This is a genomic window from Vibrio nomapromontoriensis, from assembly GCF_050337205.1.
Lineage (GTDB): Bacteria > Pseudomonadota > Gammaproteobacteria > Enterobacterales > Vibrionaceae > Vibrio > Vibrio nomapromontoriensis.
The window spans coordinates 844,628-861,174 of sequence record NZ_JAKJSS010000006.1; the positions used below are offsets into that span (position 1 = coordinate 844,628).

The window sequence follows — 16,547 nt, forward strand, 5'->3', positions numbered from 1 at the left end:
AAAGGAATAAAAATTAAGCGGACATATTGCTCCACAGTATTAAGCGCTTTATTCCTGATAAGAATCTATCGAAATAGATAAATAGAGAGCTACATATTGAGCTCATCTATCTAATTAAAAGGTATCGCCCCTATGTACAATAAAGACTTCTTTATTAAGCAAGCTCAGAAATTCGGTAAAAAGCAACGCATGGTTGTTGCAGCAGCTCACGATGATGCAACATTAGATGCAGCGAATAACGCATTTAAAGAAGGTATGGCTGACGTCATCCTTGTTGGTGAGCGTGCGCTAATCAATGCAGCAGCTGAAAAAGCGAACGTTGACTTGGCTAATTTCGAAATCATTGAAGCTGACGGCCTTGAAGCAACTGCAGCAGCAGCTGTAACAGCAATTGCTGAAGGCAAAGGCGACTTACTAATGAAGGGTCTAATTGACACTTCAATTCTTCTAAAAGAAGTGCTTAAAAAGGAACACGGCCTACGTACTGGCAATGTTCTTAGCCACGCAGGCGTACTTTTCAAAGAAGGCGGCGATAGCTTCCACGTATTTACTGACGCTGCAATGAACATTGCTCCAACGCTTGAGCAAAAGAAAGGCATCATTAAAAACGCAGTTCAACTTGCACACTCTGTTGGCATCGAAGAGCCAAAAGTTGCGAACCTATGTGCGAAAGAAAAGCCATACGACAAAATGCCAGCAACGATGGACGCAGCTGAACTTCAAAAGATGAACCAGAATGGTGAAATTGAAGGCTGTATCGTTTCAGGCCCTATCTCTCTAGATATCGCAGTATCTCAATATGCAGCAAACCTAAAAGGTTGTACCGATGCGGTTGCTGGTCAAGCTGACATCCTAATGGTCCCAAATATCGAAGTAGGCAACGTATTTGCTAAAGCACTTCAGTACATGGCTGGCTTTAGCATGGCGGGTGTTCTACTTGGTGCTCGTATCCCAGTTGTTCTTGTTTCGCGTGCAGACGGCGAAGCTGAGAAAACCGTTTCTATCGCGCTTGCGTGTTCTGTTGCTGCTCTAAGCCAACAGAAAGAAGCTGCAGAAATCTCTGCGTAATTACAAATAGAAAGTCACTAATTCAGGTTAACGAAGAAATGAAAATTCTAGCTATCAACCCAGGTTCTACCTCTACAAAAATCGGTGTTTTCGAAGGCACTACTGAGCTTTTCGAAAAAACGCTACGTCACAGCGCTGAAGAACTAGCGCCATTTGGTGCGGTTGTTGCACACCAAAAAGCGTTCCGTAAAGAAGCGATTCTAGCGGCGCTTGAAGAAGCTGGCGTTAAAGCATCTGAGCTTGCAGCTGTAGCATGTCGTGGTGGCGTACTTAAGCCAATCGCTGGTGGTACTTACAAAGTTGAAGATGCAGTAATCGCAGACCTTCTAGAAGCTCAAATCCAACACCCAGCGAGCCTAGCTGCGATCATTGGTAAAGAGATTGCTGACGAGAACGGTATCGACGCGTTCTTCACAGATGCGCCTGTTACTTACGAGCTATCTGAGCTTGCCTCTTTCTCTGGCCATAAAGCAATTAAGCGTAAGGGTCGTTTCCACGCACTTAACCAAAAAGCTATCGCTCGCCAGTTCGCTGAAGAGCAAGGCAAAAAGTACGAAGACGTAAACGTAATCGTATGTCACATGGGTGGTGGTATCACTGTTGGTGCTCACATGGGCGGTCAAACTGTTGACGTAAACGACGCAGTTTCTGAAGGTCCTTTCACACCAGAGCGTTGTGGCGACCTACCAACTCGCGAACTTATCGACCTTTGCTTCAGCGGCGAATACTCGCACGCAGAGATGAAAGCGTTCATCCAAGGTAAAGGCGGCGCATTTAGCTACACAGGTAGCATCGACATGCGTGAAATCGAAGAGAAAGCAGAAGCTGGCGACGCTGAGTTTAAGCTTGTGACTGACGCAATGGCTTACCAAGTATCTAAGCAAATCGCTTCTATGGGTGCAGTGTTCGGTGGCGAAGCTATCGACGGTATCTTGCTAACTGGCGGTATTGCTTACAGCAAATACATCACTGCTGAAATTGCTAAGCGCGTTTCATTCGTAGCACCAGTTAAAACGTACCCAGGTGAAGTAGAGCTTGAAGCTCTTGTACTAGGTACATTGCGTGTAGTGAACGGCGAAGAAGCTGCTCAAACTTACGCTTAATAAAAACTGACGCTTAATAAAATGGCGGCGCTTAATGAATGAGTGACGCCTAACTAAATAAAGATTAGAGCAGGTTCTAGTGTCTGCTCTGCGAAAGTGGACAACCACTTAATACTTTACAGAGGTAATAAACATGTCTTTTGATATCGATAATGCACAAGGTGTATTCACAACTGTTGAAGCTGCAATCGCGGCAACTCACAAAGCTCAAGTAGAATTCTACGCAACGTCTACTAAAGAAGGTCGTGAAGCGATCCTTACTGCTATGCGTGGCGCTGTTCTAGCTAAAGCTGAAGACTTCGCAAAAATGGTTCGTGAAGAAACTAAACTTGGCCGTGTTGAAGACAAAATCGCTAAGCACCAACTAACGGCTGCTAAGACTCCAGGTACTGAAGTTCTAGAAACTAAAGTATGGTCTGGCGACCACGGTATCTCTCTAGAAGAGCGTGCACCATACGGTGTTATCGGTGCTGTTACTCCAGTAACTAACCCAACTGAAACTATCGTTAACAACGCTATCTCTATGCTAGCGTCTGGTAACGCGGTAACGTTCAACGTTCACCCATCTTCTAAAGTTGTTTCTGCAGTAATGATTGATCTTCTAAACAAGACTATCGTTGAAGCAGGCGGCCCAGCTAACCTAATCACTATGGTTAAAGAGCCTACTCTAGAAACGCTTAACGAAATCGCTAAGTCTCCTCTAATCAACATGCTTGTTGGTACTGGTGGCCCAGGTCTAGTGAAAGCTATCCTACAATCTGGTAAGAAAGGTATTGGCGCAGGCGCTGGTAACCCACCTGTAATCGTAGACGCTTCTGCTAACCTAGACCTAGCTGCGGCTGGCGTATACGGCGGCGCATCTTTCGATAACAACCTACTATGTATCGGTGAGAAAGAAGTATTCGTTGAAGATTCAGTGGCTGATGAATTCCTAGCTAAGCTAGAAGCAACAGGCGCTTACGTGCTTTCTGCAGAAGAAGCTGAGAAGCTAACTGCACAAATCCTGACTATGGACGAAATTGACGGTGCTAAGCCTTGTACTGCTCAAGAAATCGCACGCGTTTGGCACCCAGTTAAGCAACACGTAGGTCAAGACGCTGGTGAAATCCTGAAGTCTATCGGTGTTGAATCTGACACTCGTCTAGCGGTAATGGTTGTTGAGAACGATCACCCACTAGTACACGTTGAGCAAATGATGCCAGTACTTCCAGTGGTTCGTTGTGCAAACATTGACGAAGCTATCGAGCGCGCAGTAGCGGCAGAGCGTGGCAACAAGCACTCTTCTTGCATCTACTCTGGTAACGTTGAGAACGTAACTAAGTTCGGTCGTGCAATCAACACAACAATCTTCGCTCACAACGGTCCAACACTATCTGGTGTAGGTTACAACGCTGAAGGTACTTCAACGTTCACAATCGCTGGTCCTACTGGTGAAGGCATCACGAACGCACTGTCTTACACTCGTGCACGTCGTTTTGCTATCGCTCAAGGCGGTCTACGCATCGTTTAATCAATTTACCCCGATTGATGACAACGAAAAAGCCGAAGCATTTTGCTTCGGCTTTTATCGTTTTAACAGGGAAAGAGCGGGGAGGAGCGGTTCTCTGAACCTAGGAAAGAATAGTGCCTAGTTCCTAGGTGGTGTGATCTAGAATAAATCGTAAATGCCTTCTTCTATTCCGTCGATCAGTGATTGACGTGTCTCAACTGCGTGATCATTCGGGCGCGACATCTCGCCAAAACTTTCGAAATACATGCCATTTGGATGCTTCACAACAACTAAGTGTTCCTGTCTTAACTGATGCCTAACTAGGGTTTCAGGGATAATTGCCCAACCTAAATTATCAACGACGGCTTCTAATACTTCTTGGTGGTTAGAAAAGCTAATTGTGCTACTTGAAATTGGTCTGAAGTCTTCGTGAATCTCTTCAAATAAATGCGACAAAACAATTTGGCGATGAGCACTAATGTCAGTAGACGTGACGTTATTTAATTGTGCTAAGGGGTGTTTAGGAGAGCAGACCGCCATCATTCGAATTCGATGTAACGAGCGAACTTTGATTTGAGGATCATCACCAGAGCTAAAGACTAACCCGTAGCCAAGTTCGACATGCCCATCTTTTACTAGCGTTGGAATATCGGCGCTGGAGGCTTTTATTGCCGTTAGTGACAAATGAGGAAAGTTGTCCGATAGGGCAACGAGCTGCTGACGCCAAAAGGTAGAAGGTAGCGTATCATCATAGGCAATACGTATTTTGTCGCTGTCCCCTTGACGAAACTGTTCCGCTTTTGAGTATAGGCTTTCCGCCATGTTTAATATATTACGACAGTCGGGGAGTAAGGCTTGTCCGGCATCGTTGAGTACGAGTCTATTACGGGTTCTTTCAAATAGCTCAACACCAAGCTCATCTTCTAGACTAGAGAGAGCCATGCTTAGTGAAGTGCGGGTCTTGCCCATCATGGTGGCGACTTTGGTTAACGAGCCATGTTCGGCAGTTAATGCAAATACGCGCAGTTTAGTTAGGTTCATAAGGTAGGCTCCAGCCTTAAATGTAGCGATATTTTGATCCGCTACTATTATTTTTATCATCTCTTTTTAGAGTATAGCAATATTGGCACTGAGTGAAGCGTTATGTTGACAGTGGCGTCCGGACCCTATATCACTTTATAGGTAGAGTCATTATGATGAATTTGATTAATAAGCCTACCAATTGAATGGCTAATAATTTGGCTTTGATGATAACGATAAACGCCGGATTATAAGTTCAAATAACGAAATTGTTAAGCTTACTTATAAAGTGTAAAAAATGGATTTTTTTTGCGGTTTATTTTTGTCTATTCACATTACATAGTGATTTACCTACGAGGTCTGTAATATGTTGAAAAAACTTGGCTTAGAAGGCTGGTTCTCAGCGCATTTTGCTTATGGCATAGTTCAAATCGTATTTATACCAATGATGGTACCGTCTTTTATTCTTGCTCGTACGGGGAGTGCGACTCAAGCCGGTCTTGCAATGGGGTTATTTGGTATTGCGGGGTTATTAGCGCCGTTAATTGGTTTAATGGCTGATAAATTTAAAGCACACCGACTCACACAGGCATTAGGCTTGATTGCTTACATGCTAGCGGGTGGTTGTTTTGTCATTGCTGGCGAAAACTTCACGTTCATGGCGGCAGGTTCTGTACTTTTTGGTGCTGGCTCTGCGATTATGCTGATGCTTAACCCAGTATTTATTACCTTTGCTGGTCATGATGCGAAAACAGAAGCTATGAAGTTGGGGCGTATGTCTCAGGTTCTGATTGTTGGTTCTTTGCTTTCTGGTATCGGGCTTGCAGCAGTCACTGACGCTGGCTGGACGTACGAAGCACGTTTCATTGCGATGATTATTGCGGTAGCGGTACTTTTCGTCATCACTATTGCGACTAACAAGGCCGCCGCTCAACGCATTATTGATAATGCAGACGCGATGGCAGCAGAGGCGGCGAAAGAAGACGCACCGAAAGTGAGCTTATTTAAAGTCCTATTTTCTAACTTCGGTCTGTTTTTAGTTGCGGTTGGTATTTTATGTGCTGGCCAAGGGGCATTTCAGGCTCAATATCCAAACTTGATGGAAAATGGTTACGGTGTAGCACAGTCGCTATCTGCAGCAACCTTGTCTGTTGCCGCTGTACTTGGTTTGTTCGTTCTAGTATTGGCTGAAAAATTTGTTGCCAAATATGGCTCTATTAGCTTGTTTAAGCTGTGTGCTGTAATTTCTATCGCGGTGATTGGTGCGCTTTACTTCATTGCTGAAGCCGCTATGGTTCTACCGTACCTCATTCCACTGGCTTTGGTTTTGGTGTACCTACAAGGTATAACTATTACAGATATGATCTCTCCTGCAATCGCAGCTCGTTTAACACTTGTTGGCGGTGGTTACACTCAAGGTTTGATGATGTTCTTTATCTCACTAGGCTTTGGTTTAGGGAGTGTGGTAAGTGGTGTAGCCGTTGATGGTTACGGTTGGTCAGCGCTTCCTCTTGCTATTTTGGGACTGACGGTCATTTCTTATGTGTGCATCTTGATTGTTGCGAGTAAGCAAAAAAAACAGTTAGTCAAAGAGCAGTCAAGCCATGAAGCTACCGCTTAATTGCCTATAATGAAGGAAAAAGCTTGGTCATATGACCAAGCTTTTTTTTATCTAGAAAAGTCGGACTGTTAATGCGTGGTTTGTTAGTGGGGTGTTAATTGTGTAGCCCGTTGAGATAGTTTGATGTTGATGTTTGTTGTCAGTGGGTTGAGTTTTTTGTAGGTAATATACTATTGGAATGAAATGCCTCCCCCTATGTTACTTCTATGGTTAATAAAGACAATTATACTTGCGGCCATAGAGAAGAATGACTGCTAGTACAGTGGTCTGAATTATAATTGTTCGTTACTTTCACTTCGCGATACCGGTCGAAATGTAAGTGAACAATGGCATTAGAGGTGATGACATGTTGAAAAAACTCGGTCTAGAAGGGTGGTTTTCTGCCCATTTTGCATACGGTATTGTTCAAATCGTATTTATTCCTATGATGGTTCCATCATTTATTCTGGCCCGGACAGGTAGTGCCACTCAAGCTGGTCTTGCTATGGGTTTGTTTGGTCTAGCGGGTCTATTTGCTCCTCTTATCGGAATTCTTGCCGACAAATTTAAAGCACATCGTTTAGCGCAAGGTTTAGGCCTAGTATCCTACTTACTGGCTGGTGCAGCTTTTCTGGCAGCAGGTGAAAATTTCGCATTTATGGCAGTGGGTTCAGTACTATTTGGTACAGGCTCGGCGATTTTGTTGATGCTTAACCCTGTGTTTATCACGTTTGCTGGTTACGATGAAAAAACCGAAGCGATGAAGCTCGGCCGAATGGCACAGACGCTCATTTTTGGTTCGCTGATTTCCGGTGTGGCTTTGGCTGCGGTAACCGGAATGGGTTGGAGTTTTGAATTACGCTTTATTGCCATGATGGTTCTGGTTGCAGTATTGCTGGTTGTAACAATGATGAGCAACAAGCAGGCGGCTCAGCGTATTGTTGATAATGCGGAATTGATTGCTCAACAAAATAGTGAAGATGATGGCGCAAAAGTTGGTTTCTCTAAAGTCCTATTTTCTAACTTTGGTCTGTTTTTATTAGCCGTTGGACTACTATGTGCAGGTCAAGGTGCCTTCCAAGCGCAGTATCCGAACTTGATGGAAAATGCCTACAGCGTTGCACAATCTATGTCGGCTGCGAACCTTTCAATCGCTTCGGTTCTTGGCTTGATTGTTTTGGTGGGTGCGGAAAAATACGTAACTAAGTTTGGGGCGTTGAGCCTGTTTAAGCTTAGCTGTGTGGTATCGATTGTGGTAATTGCGGGTCTGTACTTTATTGCAGAAGCCGGATTGTCTCTTGGCTTTATTATCCCACTGGGTCTTGTTCTAGTGTACCTACAAGGCATTACTGTGACGGATATGATTTCACCAGCTATTGCAGCTCGTCTCACGTTTGTTGGCGGTGGATTCACTCAAGGGTTGATGATGTTCTTCATCTCACTTGGCTTTGGTTTAGGTAGCGTAGTAAGTGGTATTGCCATCGATGGTTGGGGCTGGTCAGCGTTACCTTTCGCAATTCTTGCGCTTACGGTTGCCGCTTATGTTTGTATTCTTATTGTCGGCTTCAAGCACAAAGCGACCGCAAAAGCAGAATCTTAAGGTGGCCTATTTAAGGCCTAGCCGAGAATAGATGCTTAAAAGTGAAAAAGCTTGGTGATATCACCAAGCTTTTTTTATTTGGAACGTTATTATTTGGAAATAGATGAAAGCATTACGACAACGCAGTTTGTTCATCTGCACCGCCCGCGCCTTTAAACCATAGGCTTAAATGGTGTTTAAGCGATTTGAGCTCGTCAGGGCCAATAAGCGCCAAACCAAGATCTTCTGCTCGAGTGATGTCGTTGTGTCGCAACGGGCGGAAGCTCACCAGCATTGCACGTGCTTGCAACCCGCCTAATAGATCTCGTAAAGATTCAAGTTTATACAAGGTGTCATCGCCATCATCTCGCATGCCTTTGGTTTTGCATTCAATGATGTGTAACTTGTTGTTGACCACAGAGGCAACATCAAGCTCATTACGAACTTCTCGCTCACCCAGTTGACGATAAACTTGAACGTTGAGCGAACGGTCTTGGATGGTTGGCATGTCATCTTGGATTTGTCTCACCGTGCTATGAACCAAATTTTCTAGCCATTCCCCGTTAGAAAAACGTCTTGCATCTTCACTGATAAACGTGAGTACACCGTTCTCATAAGAGGCGATTTCTAGATCAACCAGATCACTGATGAGCATGTTGAGTTCGCGATAGCCTTGTTGTTTATCAGATAGCTCGACATCGAGTTTTTGTTCTTTACGACATGTCGTCGCTAGGTAGTTAAGGGTGGCTAAGCCCGGCCCCAACTCAAGCGCATTGCCTGCCCAGCGTTCGCCAAGGGCATACAGCTTTTTATCCAGCTGAGGTGGTATATCGTATTCGGTGAACTCGCCACGAGCACCAAACACGGTGAGGTAATCTTTGATAGTGATATGATCTTGAACTTGTGCGTCTTCAGCGCCTTCAGGGTATAACCAACACATGCGGTCGCTACTCGGCTCAACAACAAAAATTGGCCAGTGGTAGGTTCGAAATACCTCGTATACAGACAGTAGTCGGTGCCTTAGCCCACAACTGGCATTGAGTTTTACTTCGACGTTTTTGTCTTTCAGAGTCTTAGCGAGTCCAAGTACCGACTGCTTGATCGCTGAAGTGTTGGCTACATTCGGTATTTCGAAAAATTCCGAGGTAATTTCGCGTTGCGCGAGTACGGAATGAAGCCGTTCAAACATGTCAAACTGCGACTTATCACCAATAAATATGATGTGTCGACTTACCGTTCTATCATCTAAAAGTGGGGTGACAAGACGAATAGGGTCTTGGTCAATGATACCAACATGAACAGCCATAATAATTCCTTCAACGTTTGGCTTGCTGAAGAAGTAGGAGAGAATGACGCCTAAGTCATTAAAAAGTGGAGCAAGCCATACCCAAGATATAACGTCGCTTGATACAAAAAACAAGGGCAGGCTCGTAGGAAAGCCTGCCCTGGAACAATATTTAACGTGTTTCTTACCTAAAATAGTGTTGCGTTAGATTAAAAATACCCAAAAGAGGGGGAGTCGTTACTTGTTGAGTTTTATTTGCCTCTACAGTTTAAAGCGGTGAACAAGCTCACCTTGTTGGTTTGCAAGGCTAGTCAAGTTTTCGCTGGTAGAAGCAATTTCCGACATGGCTTGATAACTTTCATCGGCGATATGGTTGATCTGTTCGATGTTTTGCGCAATGTCTGCCGTTGTCTCACTTTGCTCTGCGGCGGCTTGAGAAATGTGCGTACTCATTTGGCTAATTTCGATAATCAGTGCCTGAATTTCTTCCATCGCGCCATTGGCACTTGAGGCTTGTTCAACGGACAGCTCCATATCTTGCATACAACTCTCAATCACCTTTCCAGCACTTTTTGAGCTACTTTGTAAGTTGCTGATCATGGTTTCAATTTCACTGGTAGACTCGGTAGTTTTTTGCGCGAGTACACGAACTTCATCGGCTACTACGGCAAAGCCTCGACCTTGCTCTCCCGCTCGTGCTGCCTCAATGGCTGCATTAAGCGCCAATAGATTGGTTTGCTCTGCAATATTACGAATGACATCTAAGATGCTGCCAATTTGACTGCTCATTTTTTGCAGTTCGCCAACGGCTTCAACCGACTCATTGAGTCTTACTTCAAGCTGATTAATGGTACTGATGTTAGTGCTCATGATTTGACGACCAGACTCAGAGGCCGTTTCAACTTGGTGTACTTTTTCTAACGAGTTTTGTGCGCTGTTTGCCACTTCCTGCACTGAATGTGACATTTCTGTCATAGCCGTCGCGACGTTAGCCGTTTGTTCGCGTTGAGCACTTAACTTACTTTGTGCGTTGCTCGACGTGCTCTGGTTATCACTTGCCGTCACGGTAAGGTTATCTGAGGCGTCGTTCAATTTAACCAATACATTATGCAGGCTATCCGCTAGTGTATTGATGTGGTTACCTAAACGACGAAACTCGTTGTTATATTTCACATCAATGCGCTGTGTCATATCACCTTCAGTCAGGCTTTCAAGCGCTTTTAATGTACTGTTGAGCGGCTGGCGAACACTTTGTGCGATATGGTATCCAATAGCAATAGCGATGAGAGAGACCAGCAGACCAATGCCGATCGCTTTAAGAACGCCTTCATCGTATATCGTTCCGGCTTCAGACAGTGAATAATTGAGGTTGGCGGTGGCGGTATCGCTGAAGCCGTGGAGTGTGACCATGGCGCTGTCCACTTCTAGGGCAAGGTTCTCAATGTTTTGGTATAGAGCGGCGCGCGCAATCAGGTAGCTGTTATGCTGGTCAAGCACTCCACCTTTTTTACCCACATCCTTACTAAACTGCTCGACGGATTCATCAAACACTTTTTTTAGTTCTGGCATTTGCGTCACGAGTCCGCGATAGGCGTAGTTAAGGTGCGTTACCGCTTTGCGGTTTTTATCAACGGCTTGCTGGACAAACTCGGTATCGCTGCTGGCGAGCGCGTCAGAGGTAATGAGTTCGGCGTCTTTTAATTTAATAAAGTAGCTTTTTGCCATGACCTTAACTGAGATACTCGAAACGTCGTCGACATATTCTTTCATGCCGACCGATAAATCAGAATGAAGCTTTTGGAAGCGACGGGTTGATTGTTGAACTTGTTCCTGAGCGATGAACATGGATTGATAGTTATCCATGGCTTCTTGCGCTTCTTGACCATAGCGGGTGTGTACTTCGCGTAACTCACCGATTCGAGCTTCTAATTCTGGAACGTTAGCACTGGCCTGTGCGAGTTGCTCTAGCACCGAGCCAAAGACGTCCATGGATTCAGAAAATTCGTTACGTCGCATCGTCATGCGTTCTTCATTTTGTGTGGTGAGAAAGTCTTTGAACGACTTGTCTGCAGAAAGTAGCTCGACACTGGTTTGGTTAGAGAGTGAGACTAAAGGTAGGGAAGTTTTGGAGACGGTACCAAAATATTGGTGTATTTGACTCATTCCATTGAGCATTATCGCGATAGTTATAACAAAAAGAACGACGATGAGTGTAAACCCTGCGTACATCCGCCTAACAACTGAACCCTGCATACCTGTTCCCTCTTAGTGTTTTGCAGCAATTTAAAATAAACAACCTTGGACGCGTTACCTGATGTTCGGTTACCGAATTTAAGGTACTTGTCTCTCTGTCTCTGATATCGTTATCGTTAGAAATAACAAAAACTGAAATATAAATGAGATGCGGTGCTACGTTTTATGACGCACACTGCAAAAATATAACAAAGTGCCGTTTTGTTAACTTTTCTTTGGCGATGTCGCTAATAAATAAGCGAGTTAGAAGCGAACGAAATACAGTAAAAACAATTTCCTATCGATTCTAGTAGAATTGTGATTCTAACGCCCATAGTGCATACTTCTGTGTAATAGCAAAAACGATAAGCCAAAGCGGCATGATCAGTAATCAATTTGGAGCGTCTTCATGGCTGAAGAAACGATTTTTAGTAAGATAATTCGCAAAGAAATTCCGGCAGATGTTGTCTATCAAGATGACCTAGTTACAGCCTTTCGTGATATCAATCCTCGTGCTCCAAGTCACGTATTGATCATCCCCAATAAACTTATTCCTACGATTAATGACGTTGAAGCTGATGACGAAGCGATGATGGGGCGTATGTTTACGGTTGCTAAAAAAATTGCACAAGATGAGGGGATTGCGGAAGATGGTTACCGTCTGATCATTAACTGTAATGCTCATGGTGGGCAAGAGGTTTACCATATTCACATGCATTTGGTGGGGGGGCGCCCTTTGGGCCCACTGCTACTGAGTTAATCCTTTTAGGCTAAAAGGTTGTGGTGCTTGTTACCTTAATGATTAAGATAACAAGCACTTTTTGATATCTAAACATCATTTGAATGTGTCTATGCTAAAACGTCGTGTTAAACACACTTTGGTTGTTCTCCTCTCTATTAGTTTAACTGCCTGTGCTGGCCTGAGTGCTGGTAACTTATTTAGCCACTACTCCCAGCAAAATGCGGTGGTTTATCAATCGATAAAAGCCGGGCAATATCAAGATGCCCAAGCTGCGTTACCACAAGATATTGTCGCTGGAGATATTCTTGATAATTTTGAAAAAGGTCGTGTCGAGTTTTTAAATGAAGCTTATCCGCAAAGCAAGTCTGCTCTGGAGCTCAGTGATAAAGCTGTGCGTGTACAGCAAGATAAGGCATTGATTTCTATTTCGGATGCGGCGACGAGTGTTGGTGCTTTAGCGGTTAATGACAATATTACCGAGTATGTGCCGCCAGACTATGAGTTGGGTTTTTTACACCTTTACTTAGGGTTAAACTATATTCAAAAGAATGATTTAGAAGGTGCTTTGGTTGAAGTGCGCCGTGCAAATCAAGTGCAAGAGCGTGCGAGGCAATCAAGAGAGAAAGATCTGAGGTCGGCTGAAAGCGAGCTTAAAAATAAAGGGCTATCGCCAAATCTTGGTTCCGTGCTGTCTCGTTACCCCGACGCGGGTAGCAAATTACAAGCCGTACAGAATGGTTATCTACTGTTTCTCTCCGGTCTTTTGTATGAAGCGTCGAATGACTTAAATGGCGCGTATATTGATTATACGCGAGCTCTAGCCGTTGCACCGGATAATCAAGCGGTGATTGATGCTGTGATGCGTGTGGCAAAGCGTGCCGGAAGAAATCAAGCATTAGCAAAGCTAGAAAAGCAGTACGGCAAACAAGCGTCCATGAAAAATGGTGAGGGCCGAATCGTGGTGCTTGAAGAGCGTGGCGTTGTGGCAGCAATGCGAGCTTGGAATTTGTCTTTGCCTGTTTATGACAGTCAAGGTAACACGGCGATATACAGTATTGCATTACCTCATTACGTTCCTGCTGTGCGGGCTAAATATTCAACAATGAGCCTTGATGGTCAAGCTATTGATGGCGACCAATTAGTTGATGTTAACCTGATGGCTCAGCAGCAGCTAACAGAAAATATGCCGAGTATCTTGTTACGCCAAGCTTTGCGTGTGTATGCCAAAGATCAAATTCGTAAGAGTACGGCGAAAGATGACGATGTGGGTAATTTATTGTTTAATGTATGGAATACGCTTACAGAGCAGCCCGATACAAGAAGCTGGCAAACATTGCCAAATACTGTGAATAGTAATAGTCGCTTTGTTAAAGCAGGGTCGCATACCATCGTTGTCGATGGGCAAGACTATACTTTTGATGTACGAGATAAACAAACCACACTTGTTTGGGTGTCGCGCCAAGGTGGAAGTGCCACCATTTGGCATAAACAATTAGGAAGGTTGTAATGAAAAAATGGTTATTGAGCGTGGGTATTCTACTGGTGTTGGTAGGTTGCTCATCAAGTAAGACTGCGGGCATCAAAATCGAAGGGCAGACTCAAGCTGTGCTCTACGGCGATGAAGCGATGGGTAGCAAGTTTTCTATTGATGACATTTCAACGATCGATACTAACGGGCATGCTCGCGGTATTGTTAAGCTTGCGAATAAAACATCGACTGACCAGATCATTCAATATCGATTTTATTGGTACGATCAACAAGGTTTAGAAGTGAATACCAAGCAAGCACCTTGGAAGCGTGCGATTTTACGTGGTGATGAAACCATTACCCTCTCTGAGGTGTCTATTAATCCAAATGGCAAAGATTTTCGCGTACAATTGCGCGGAGCAGATAAATAACGTCACTCTAGTTCGTTGGTGAATAGGTTATTGATGAATAGCTCATGAATGACGGATTCGGCAACGAATAGGTAAACGTTGTAAAAGTAGCAAGACTAAGGAAAAAACATGAAAAAAAGTATTATTGCTTTGTTGGGTTTAGCCGTGATTCTTGGCGGTTGTTCAAATAAAGTAAGCTATGGTGACTCACAGGCAACAGAAACAACAACGATTGATTTTGGCTCTACAGATTTACAAAAAATCGCCGGTGAAATGGTCGATAGCATGTTGATGTCTGGCTCTGTATCTGCAATTACAAGAGATTCACGTCCGATTGTATTTGTAGAAAGAATTAAAAACAAAACGACTGAGCATATTGATACAGAATCCATTACCGATAGCATTAGTACAAAAATGTTGAATTCAGGTAAGTTCCGTTTTGTGGATATGGATCGTGTAGAATCAGTTCGCGAACAGCTGAACTTCCAAAACAATGACGAATTAGTGAATCAAAGCACTGCAATTCAATTTGGTAAAATGGTCGGCGCACAATACATGCTTTACGGTAACCTGAGCAGTATCGTAAAAGAAGCGGGTAGTGACAAAGATGTTTACTACAAGATGACGATGCGTTTAATGGATCTTGAAACTGGCCTTATTGAGTGGGCAGATGAAACAGAGATTCGTAAACAAGAATCACGCTCTGTACTTGGCTTCTAAGTCGCGCTCTTGTCGATGTTAGATTGGCAGCAGGCTTTGCAACAACAGCCAGAACTTGCCCATGCGCAAACTGTGCTTAATGAAGTGCCCTTAGGGGCACTTCAGCTTTCTGGCGGGTTAACCAACCGGACATGGAAGATAGCGACCAAAACCCATGGTTGGACGGTTTGGCGTGGTCATACAAAGATAAGTGCTGCATTTGATATCTGCCGAGTCAATGAGCGAAACGTTCTGCAGGCTGTACAAACGCTGCTACCCACTAGCCAAGTCCTTGGTGACAATGCGCACGGAGTGTTGTTATCGTGGTTAGAGGGGAGGCCGATTTCCTGTGCAGAATTGTCAGCGGAGAAGGTTATCTCGCTATTGGCTCATATTCACACTTTTAGTGGTGATAGCATAGATGGTGACAGCATCGGTATCCGCCGATTTGATTACACGGAGAAGGTTGATCACTATTGGCATCAACTCAATCCAAGTATCTATAAGTCACGTTATCAAGAGCTATACGTTAAGTTACGAATTCCCCCCGCGCTCCACTGCAATCACAGTGCGTTATGCCACTTTGATTTTGCTCACCACAATCTCATACGTAGCCATCAATCAATCGCCGTGATTGATTGGGAATATTCAGCAATAGCAGACCCAAGGCTCGACCTCGTATTGACGCTTGATATGCTGGATATGGATTATCCCCAAGGACTTAACTGTTACTTACAGGCGTATGGTCTTAGTGACCCAAATGCGGTGATCGACCGCGAGCAATGGTTAAGTGATATGAATGCCTGGTCGGCTCACGCTCAGATGATGGCATTGCTGTGGTACGTATTAGCTGCTCAGCTTTGGGATAATGATGACTTTCTAATCGATGCAGAGTCGATTTATCAACGATTATGCAGAAGTGATCACTGTTTGTAATTTCTCTTTTCTTAAACAACGGAAATTCACTTTTAAATTAGGATGGAAGTGGTAGATTTAAGGAAAGCGTACCAGTAAGGAATGATTGAGAGGTACTATGATTATTTATCTTCATGGCTATGATTCAAGTAGCCCGGGCAACCACGAAAAAGTGTTACAACTGCAATTTATCGATGATGACGTACGGTTCGTTAATTACAGTACTCTGCATCCTAAGCATGACATGCAGCACTTACTTAAAGAAGTACATAAATTGGTTGAGCAGTCTGATGACAGTGCACCATTGATCTGCGGTGTTGGACTTGGTGGTTTTTGGTCTGAACGCATTGGTTTTTTATGTGGCATCAAACAAGTCATTTTCAATCCTAACTTACGCCCAGAAATCAACATGCAGGGGCGTATAGACCGCCCAGAAGAATATGAAGACATTGCGACGAAATGTGTAGAAGAATTCCGCACTAAAAACCGTGGCCAATGTCTGGTTATTTTGTCGAGAAATGACGATATTCATAATAACCAGAAATCAGCCGATGAACTTCAAGATTACTACAACGTGATTTGGGATGAAGCAGAGCCGCATAAGTTTAAGAAAATATCTCAGCACTTACAGGCGATGAAGGCGTTTAAAGAGTCGTAATACTTAACAGGCGCGGTACTTAAGCGCTTTAGTCGTTTAAGAAACATCGCATCTAAGATATAGCGCCCAAGAAAATTAGAGCTTAACAAAACGTGATGTTTGACGATTAAAAAGCAGCGAGATTCGCTGCTTTTTTTGTGCCCGTTGCATCGATAGATGTTGATATCGTACGTAACGGCATCCAAATGACTAATAACTCAGCGAATAGATGCGGAATTGAAAAATAATTCCATTCAATAGTTGCGGACATTGATTTGCTCTATATAATAAATTCACTCT

General features: G+C 43.9%; 15 protein-coding genes. 11 read left to right on the forward strand and 4 right to left on the reverse strand.

What is annotated here, in order from left to right; all coding sequences use genetic code 11:
* The first annotated feature begins 132 nt into the window (after positions 1-132).
* The 3 genes from L4D05_RS03925 to L4D05_RS03935 all read left to right on the forward strand — a co-directional run bounded on the left by L4D05_RS03925 (position 133) and on the right by L4D05_RS03935 (position 3,681).
* Complete coding sequence (locus L4D05_RS03925) at positions 133-1,068, forward strand: bifunctional enoyl-CoA hydratase/phosphate acetyltransferase (RefSeq protein ID WP_428753604.1); 936 nt, start codon at positions 133-135, stop codon at positions 1,066-1,068.
* Between the two features lie 38 nt (positions 1,069-1,106).
* Positions 1,107-2,171, forward strand: a complete 1,065-nt coding sequence (buk, locus tag L4D05_RS03930; protein ID WP_428793091.1) for a butyrate kinase — start codon at positions 1,107-1,109, stop codon at positions 2,169-2,171.
* Positions 2,172-2,304: 133 nt separating this feature from the next.
* A complete protein-coding gene (locus L4D05_RS03935) occupies positions 2,305-3,681 on the forward strand; it encodes an aldehyde dehydrogenase (protein ID WP_428793092.1) in 1,377 nt (458 codons plus the stop codon).
* Positions 3,682-3,819: 138 nt separating this feature from the next.
* On the opposite strand, the gene L4D05_RS03940 is transcribed toward L4D05_RS03935, so the two are convergent.
* Positions 3,820-4,701 carry a LysR family transcriptional regulator gene (locus tag L4D05_RS03940; RefSeq protein WP_428753608.1) on the reverse strand — a complete coding sequence of 294 codons (882 nt, stop codon included), beginning with the start codon at positions 4,699-4,701 and terminating at the stop codon, positions 3,820-3,822.
* A gap of 346 nt (positions 4,702-5,047) precedes the next feature.
* Here L4D05_RS03940 and L4D05_RS03945 point away from each other — a divergent pair, with 346 nt between their 5' ends.
* Together L4D05_RS03945 and L4D05_RS03950 are read left to right on the forward strand one after the other, a co-directional pair.
* Positions 5,048-6,301: an MFS transporter gene (locus L4D05_RS03945; RefSeq protein ID WP_428793093.1), complete on the forward strand. Its 1,254-nt coding sequence runs from the start codon at positions 5,048-5,050 to the stop codon at positions 6,299-6,301.
* Between the two features lie 346 nt (positions 6,302-6,647).
* Positions 6,648-7,880, forward strand: a complete 1,233-nt coding sequence (locus L4D05_RS03950) for an MFS transporter (RefSeq protein ID WP_428793094.1) — start codon at positions 6,648-6,650, stop codon at positions 7,878-7,880.
* A 112-nt stretch (positions 7,881-7,992) separates the two neighbouring features.
* On the opposite strand, the gene L4D05_RS03955 is transcribed toward L4D05_RS03950, so the two are convergent.
* On the reverse strand, positions 7,993-9,165 hold the full coding sequence (locus L4D05_RS03955; protein ID WP_428753613.1) for a DUF1887 family protein: 1,173 nt from the start codon (positions 9,163-9,165) through the stop codon (positions 7,993-7,995).
* 240 nt (positions 9,166-9,405) lie between these two features.
* Positions 9,406-11,397, reverse strand: a complete 1,992-nt coding sequence (locus tag L4D05_RS03960) for a methyl-accepting chemotaxis protein (RefSeq protein WP_428793095.1) — start codon at positions 11,395-11,397, stop codon at positions 9,406-9,408.
* A gap of 388 nt (positions 11,398-11,785) precedes the next feature.
* On the opposite strand from L4D05_RS03960, the gene hinT reads away from it, so the two are divergent.
* From hinT to ycfP, 6 genes are all read left to right on the forward strand, one after another.
* Entirely contained in the window at positions 11,786-12,136 is a 351-nt protein-coding gene (hinT, locus tag L4D05_RS03965; RefSeq protein WP_428793096.1) for a purine nucleoside phosphoramidase, read from the forward strand.
* 91 nt (positions 12,137-12,227) lie between these two features.
* Positions 12,228-13,625 carry a COG3014 family protein gene (locus L4D05_RS03970; protein WP_428753619.1) on the forward strand — a complete coding sequence of 466 codons (1,398 nt, stop codon included), beginning with the start codon at positions 12,228-12,230 and terminating at the stop codon, positions 13,623-13,625.
* A complete protein-coding gene (locus tag L4D05_RS03975; protein WP_428753621.1) occupies positions 13,625-14,017 on the forward strand; it encodes a YcfL family putative periplasmic lipoprotein in 393 nt (130 codons plus the stop codon). Before L4D05_RS03970 ends, L4D05_RS03975 begins: the two co-directional genes overlap by 1 nt.
* A gap of 108 nt (positions 14,018-14,125) precedes the next feature.
* A complete protein-coding gene (gene lpoB / locus L4D05_RS03980; RefSeq protein WP_428753622.1) occupies positions 14,126-14,716 on the forward strand; it encodes a penicillin-binding protein activator LpoB in 591 nt (196 codons plus the stop codon).
* Positions 14,717-14,731: 15 nt separating this feature from the next.
* The gene (locus tag L4D05_RS03985) at positions 14,732-15,631 is read left to right on the forward strand and encodes a phosphotransferase (RefSeq protein WP_428793125.1); all 900 of its coding nucleotides are present in this window, start codon (positions 14,732-14,734) and stop codon (positions 15,629-15,631) included.
* A gap of 97 nt (positions 15,632-15,728) precedes the next feature.
* Positions 15,729-16,268, forward strand: coding sequence for an alpha/beta hydrolase YcfP (gene ycfP, locus L4D05_RS03990; protein WP_428793097.1), 540 nt, complete (start codon positions 15,729-15,731; stop codon positions 16,266-16,268).
* 106 nt (positions 16,269-16,374) lie between these two features.
* Here ycfP and L4D05_RS03995 read toward each other — a convergent pair whose 3' ends face one another.
* On the reverse strand, positions 16,375-16,518 hold the full coding sequence (locus L4D05_RS03995) for a hypothetical protein (RefSeq protein WP_428793098.1): 144 nt from the start codon (positions 16,516-16,518) through the stop codon (positions 16,375-16,377).
* Positions 16,519-16,547: the final 29 nt, after the last annotated feature.

Coding starts and splice junctions, on each gene's coding strand:
- L4D05_RS03945 (WP_428793093.1), top strand. CDS start 5,048: ATGTTGAAAAAACTTGGCTTAGAAGGCTGGTTCTCAGCGCATTTTGCT.
- L4D05_RS03925 (WP_428753604.1), top strand. CDS start 133: ATGTACAATAAAGACTTCTTTATTAAGCAAGCTCAGAAATTCGGTAAA.
- L4D05_RS03970 (WP_428753619.1), top strand. CDS start 12,228: ATGCTAAAACGTCGTGTTAAACACACTTTGGTTGTTCTCCTCTCTATT.
- buk (WP_428793091.1), top strand. CDS start 1,107: ATGAAAATTCTAGCTATCAACCCAGGTTCTACCTCTACAAAAATCGGT.
- L4D05_RS03985 (WP_428793125.1), top strand. CDS start 14,732: ATGTTAGATTGGCAGCAGGCTTTGCAACAACAGCCAGAACTTGCCCAT.
- hinT (WP_428793096.1), top strand. CDS start 11,786: ATGGCTGAAGAAACGATTTTTAGTAAGATAATTCGCAAAGAAATTCCG.
- lpoB (WP_428753622.1), top strand. CDS start 14,126: ATGAAAAAAAGTATTATTGCTTTGTTGGGTTTAGCCGTGATTCTTGGC.
- L4D05_RS03955 (WP_428753613.1), bottom strand. CDS start 9,165: ATGGCTGTTCATGTTGGTATCATTGACCAAGACCCTATTCGTCTTGTC.
- L4D05_RS03995 (WP_428793098.1), bottom strand. CDS start 16,518: ATGTCCGCAACTATTGAATGGAATTATTTTTCAATTCCGCATCTATTC.
- L4D05_RS03950 (WP_428793094.1), top strand. CDS start 6,648: ATGTTGAAAAAACTCGGTCTAGAAGGGTGGTTTTCTGCCCATTTTGCA.
- L4D05_RS03940 (WP_428753608.1), bottom strand. CDS start 4,701: ATGAACCTAACTAAACTGCGCGTATTTGCATTAACTGCCGAACATGGC.
- L4D05_RS03960 (WP_428793095.1), bottom strand. CDS start 11,397: ATGCAGGGTTCAGTTGTTAGGCGGATGTACGCAGGGTTTACACTCATC.
- ycfP (WP_428793097.1), top strand. CDS start 15,729: ATGATTATTTATCTTCATGGCTATGATTCAAGTAGCCCGGGCAACCAC.
- L4D05_RS03975 (WP_428753621.1), top strand. CDS start 13,625: ATGAAAAAATGGTTATTGAGCGTGGGTATTCTACTGGTGTTGGTAGGT.
- L4D05_RS03935 (WP_428793092.1), top strand. CDS start 2,305: ATGTCTTTTGATATCGATAATGCACAAGGTGTATTCACAACTGTTGAA.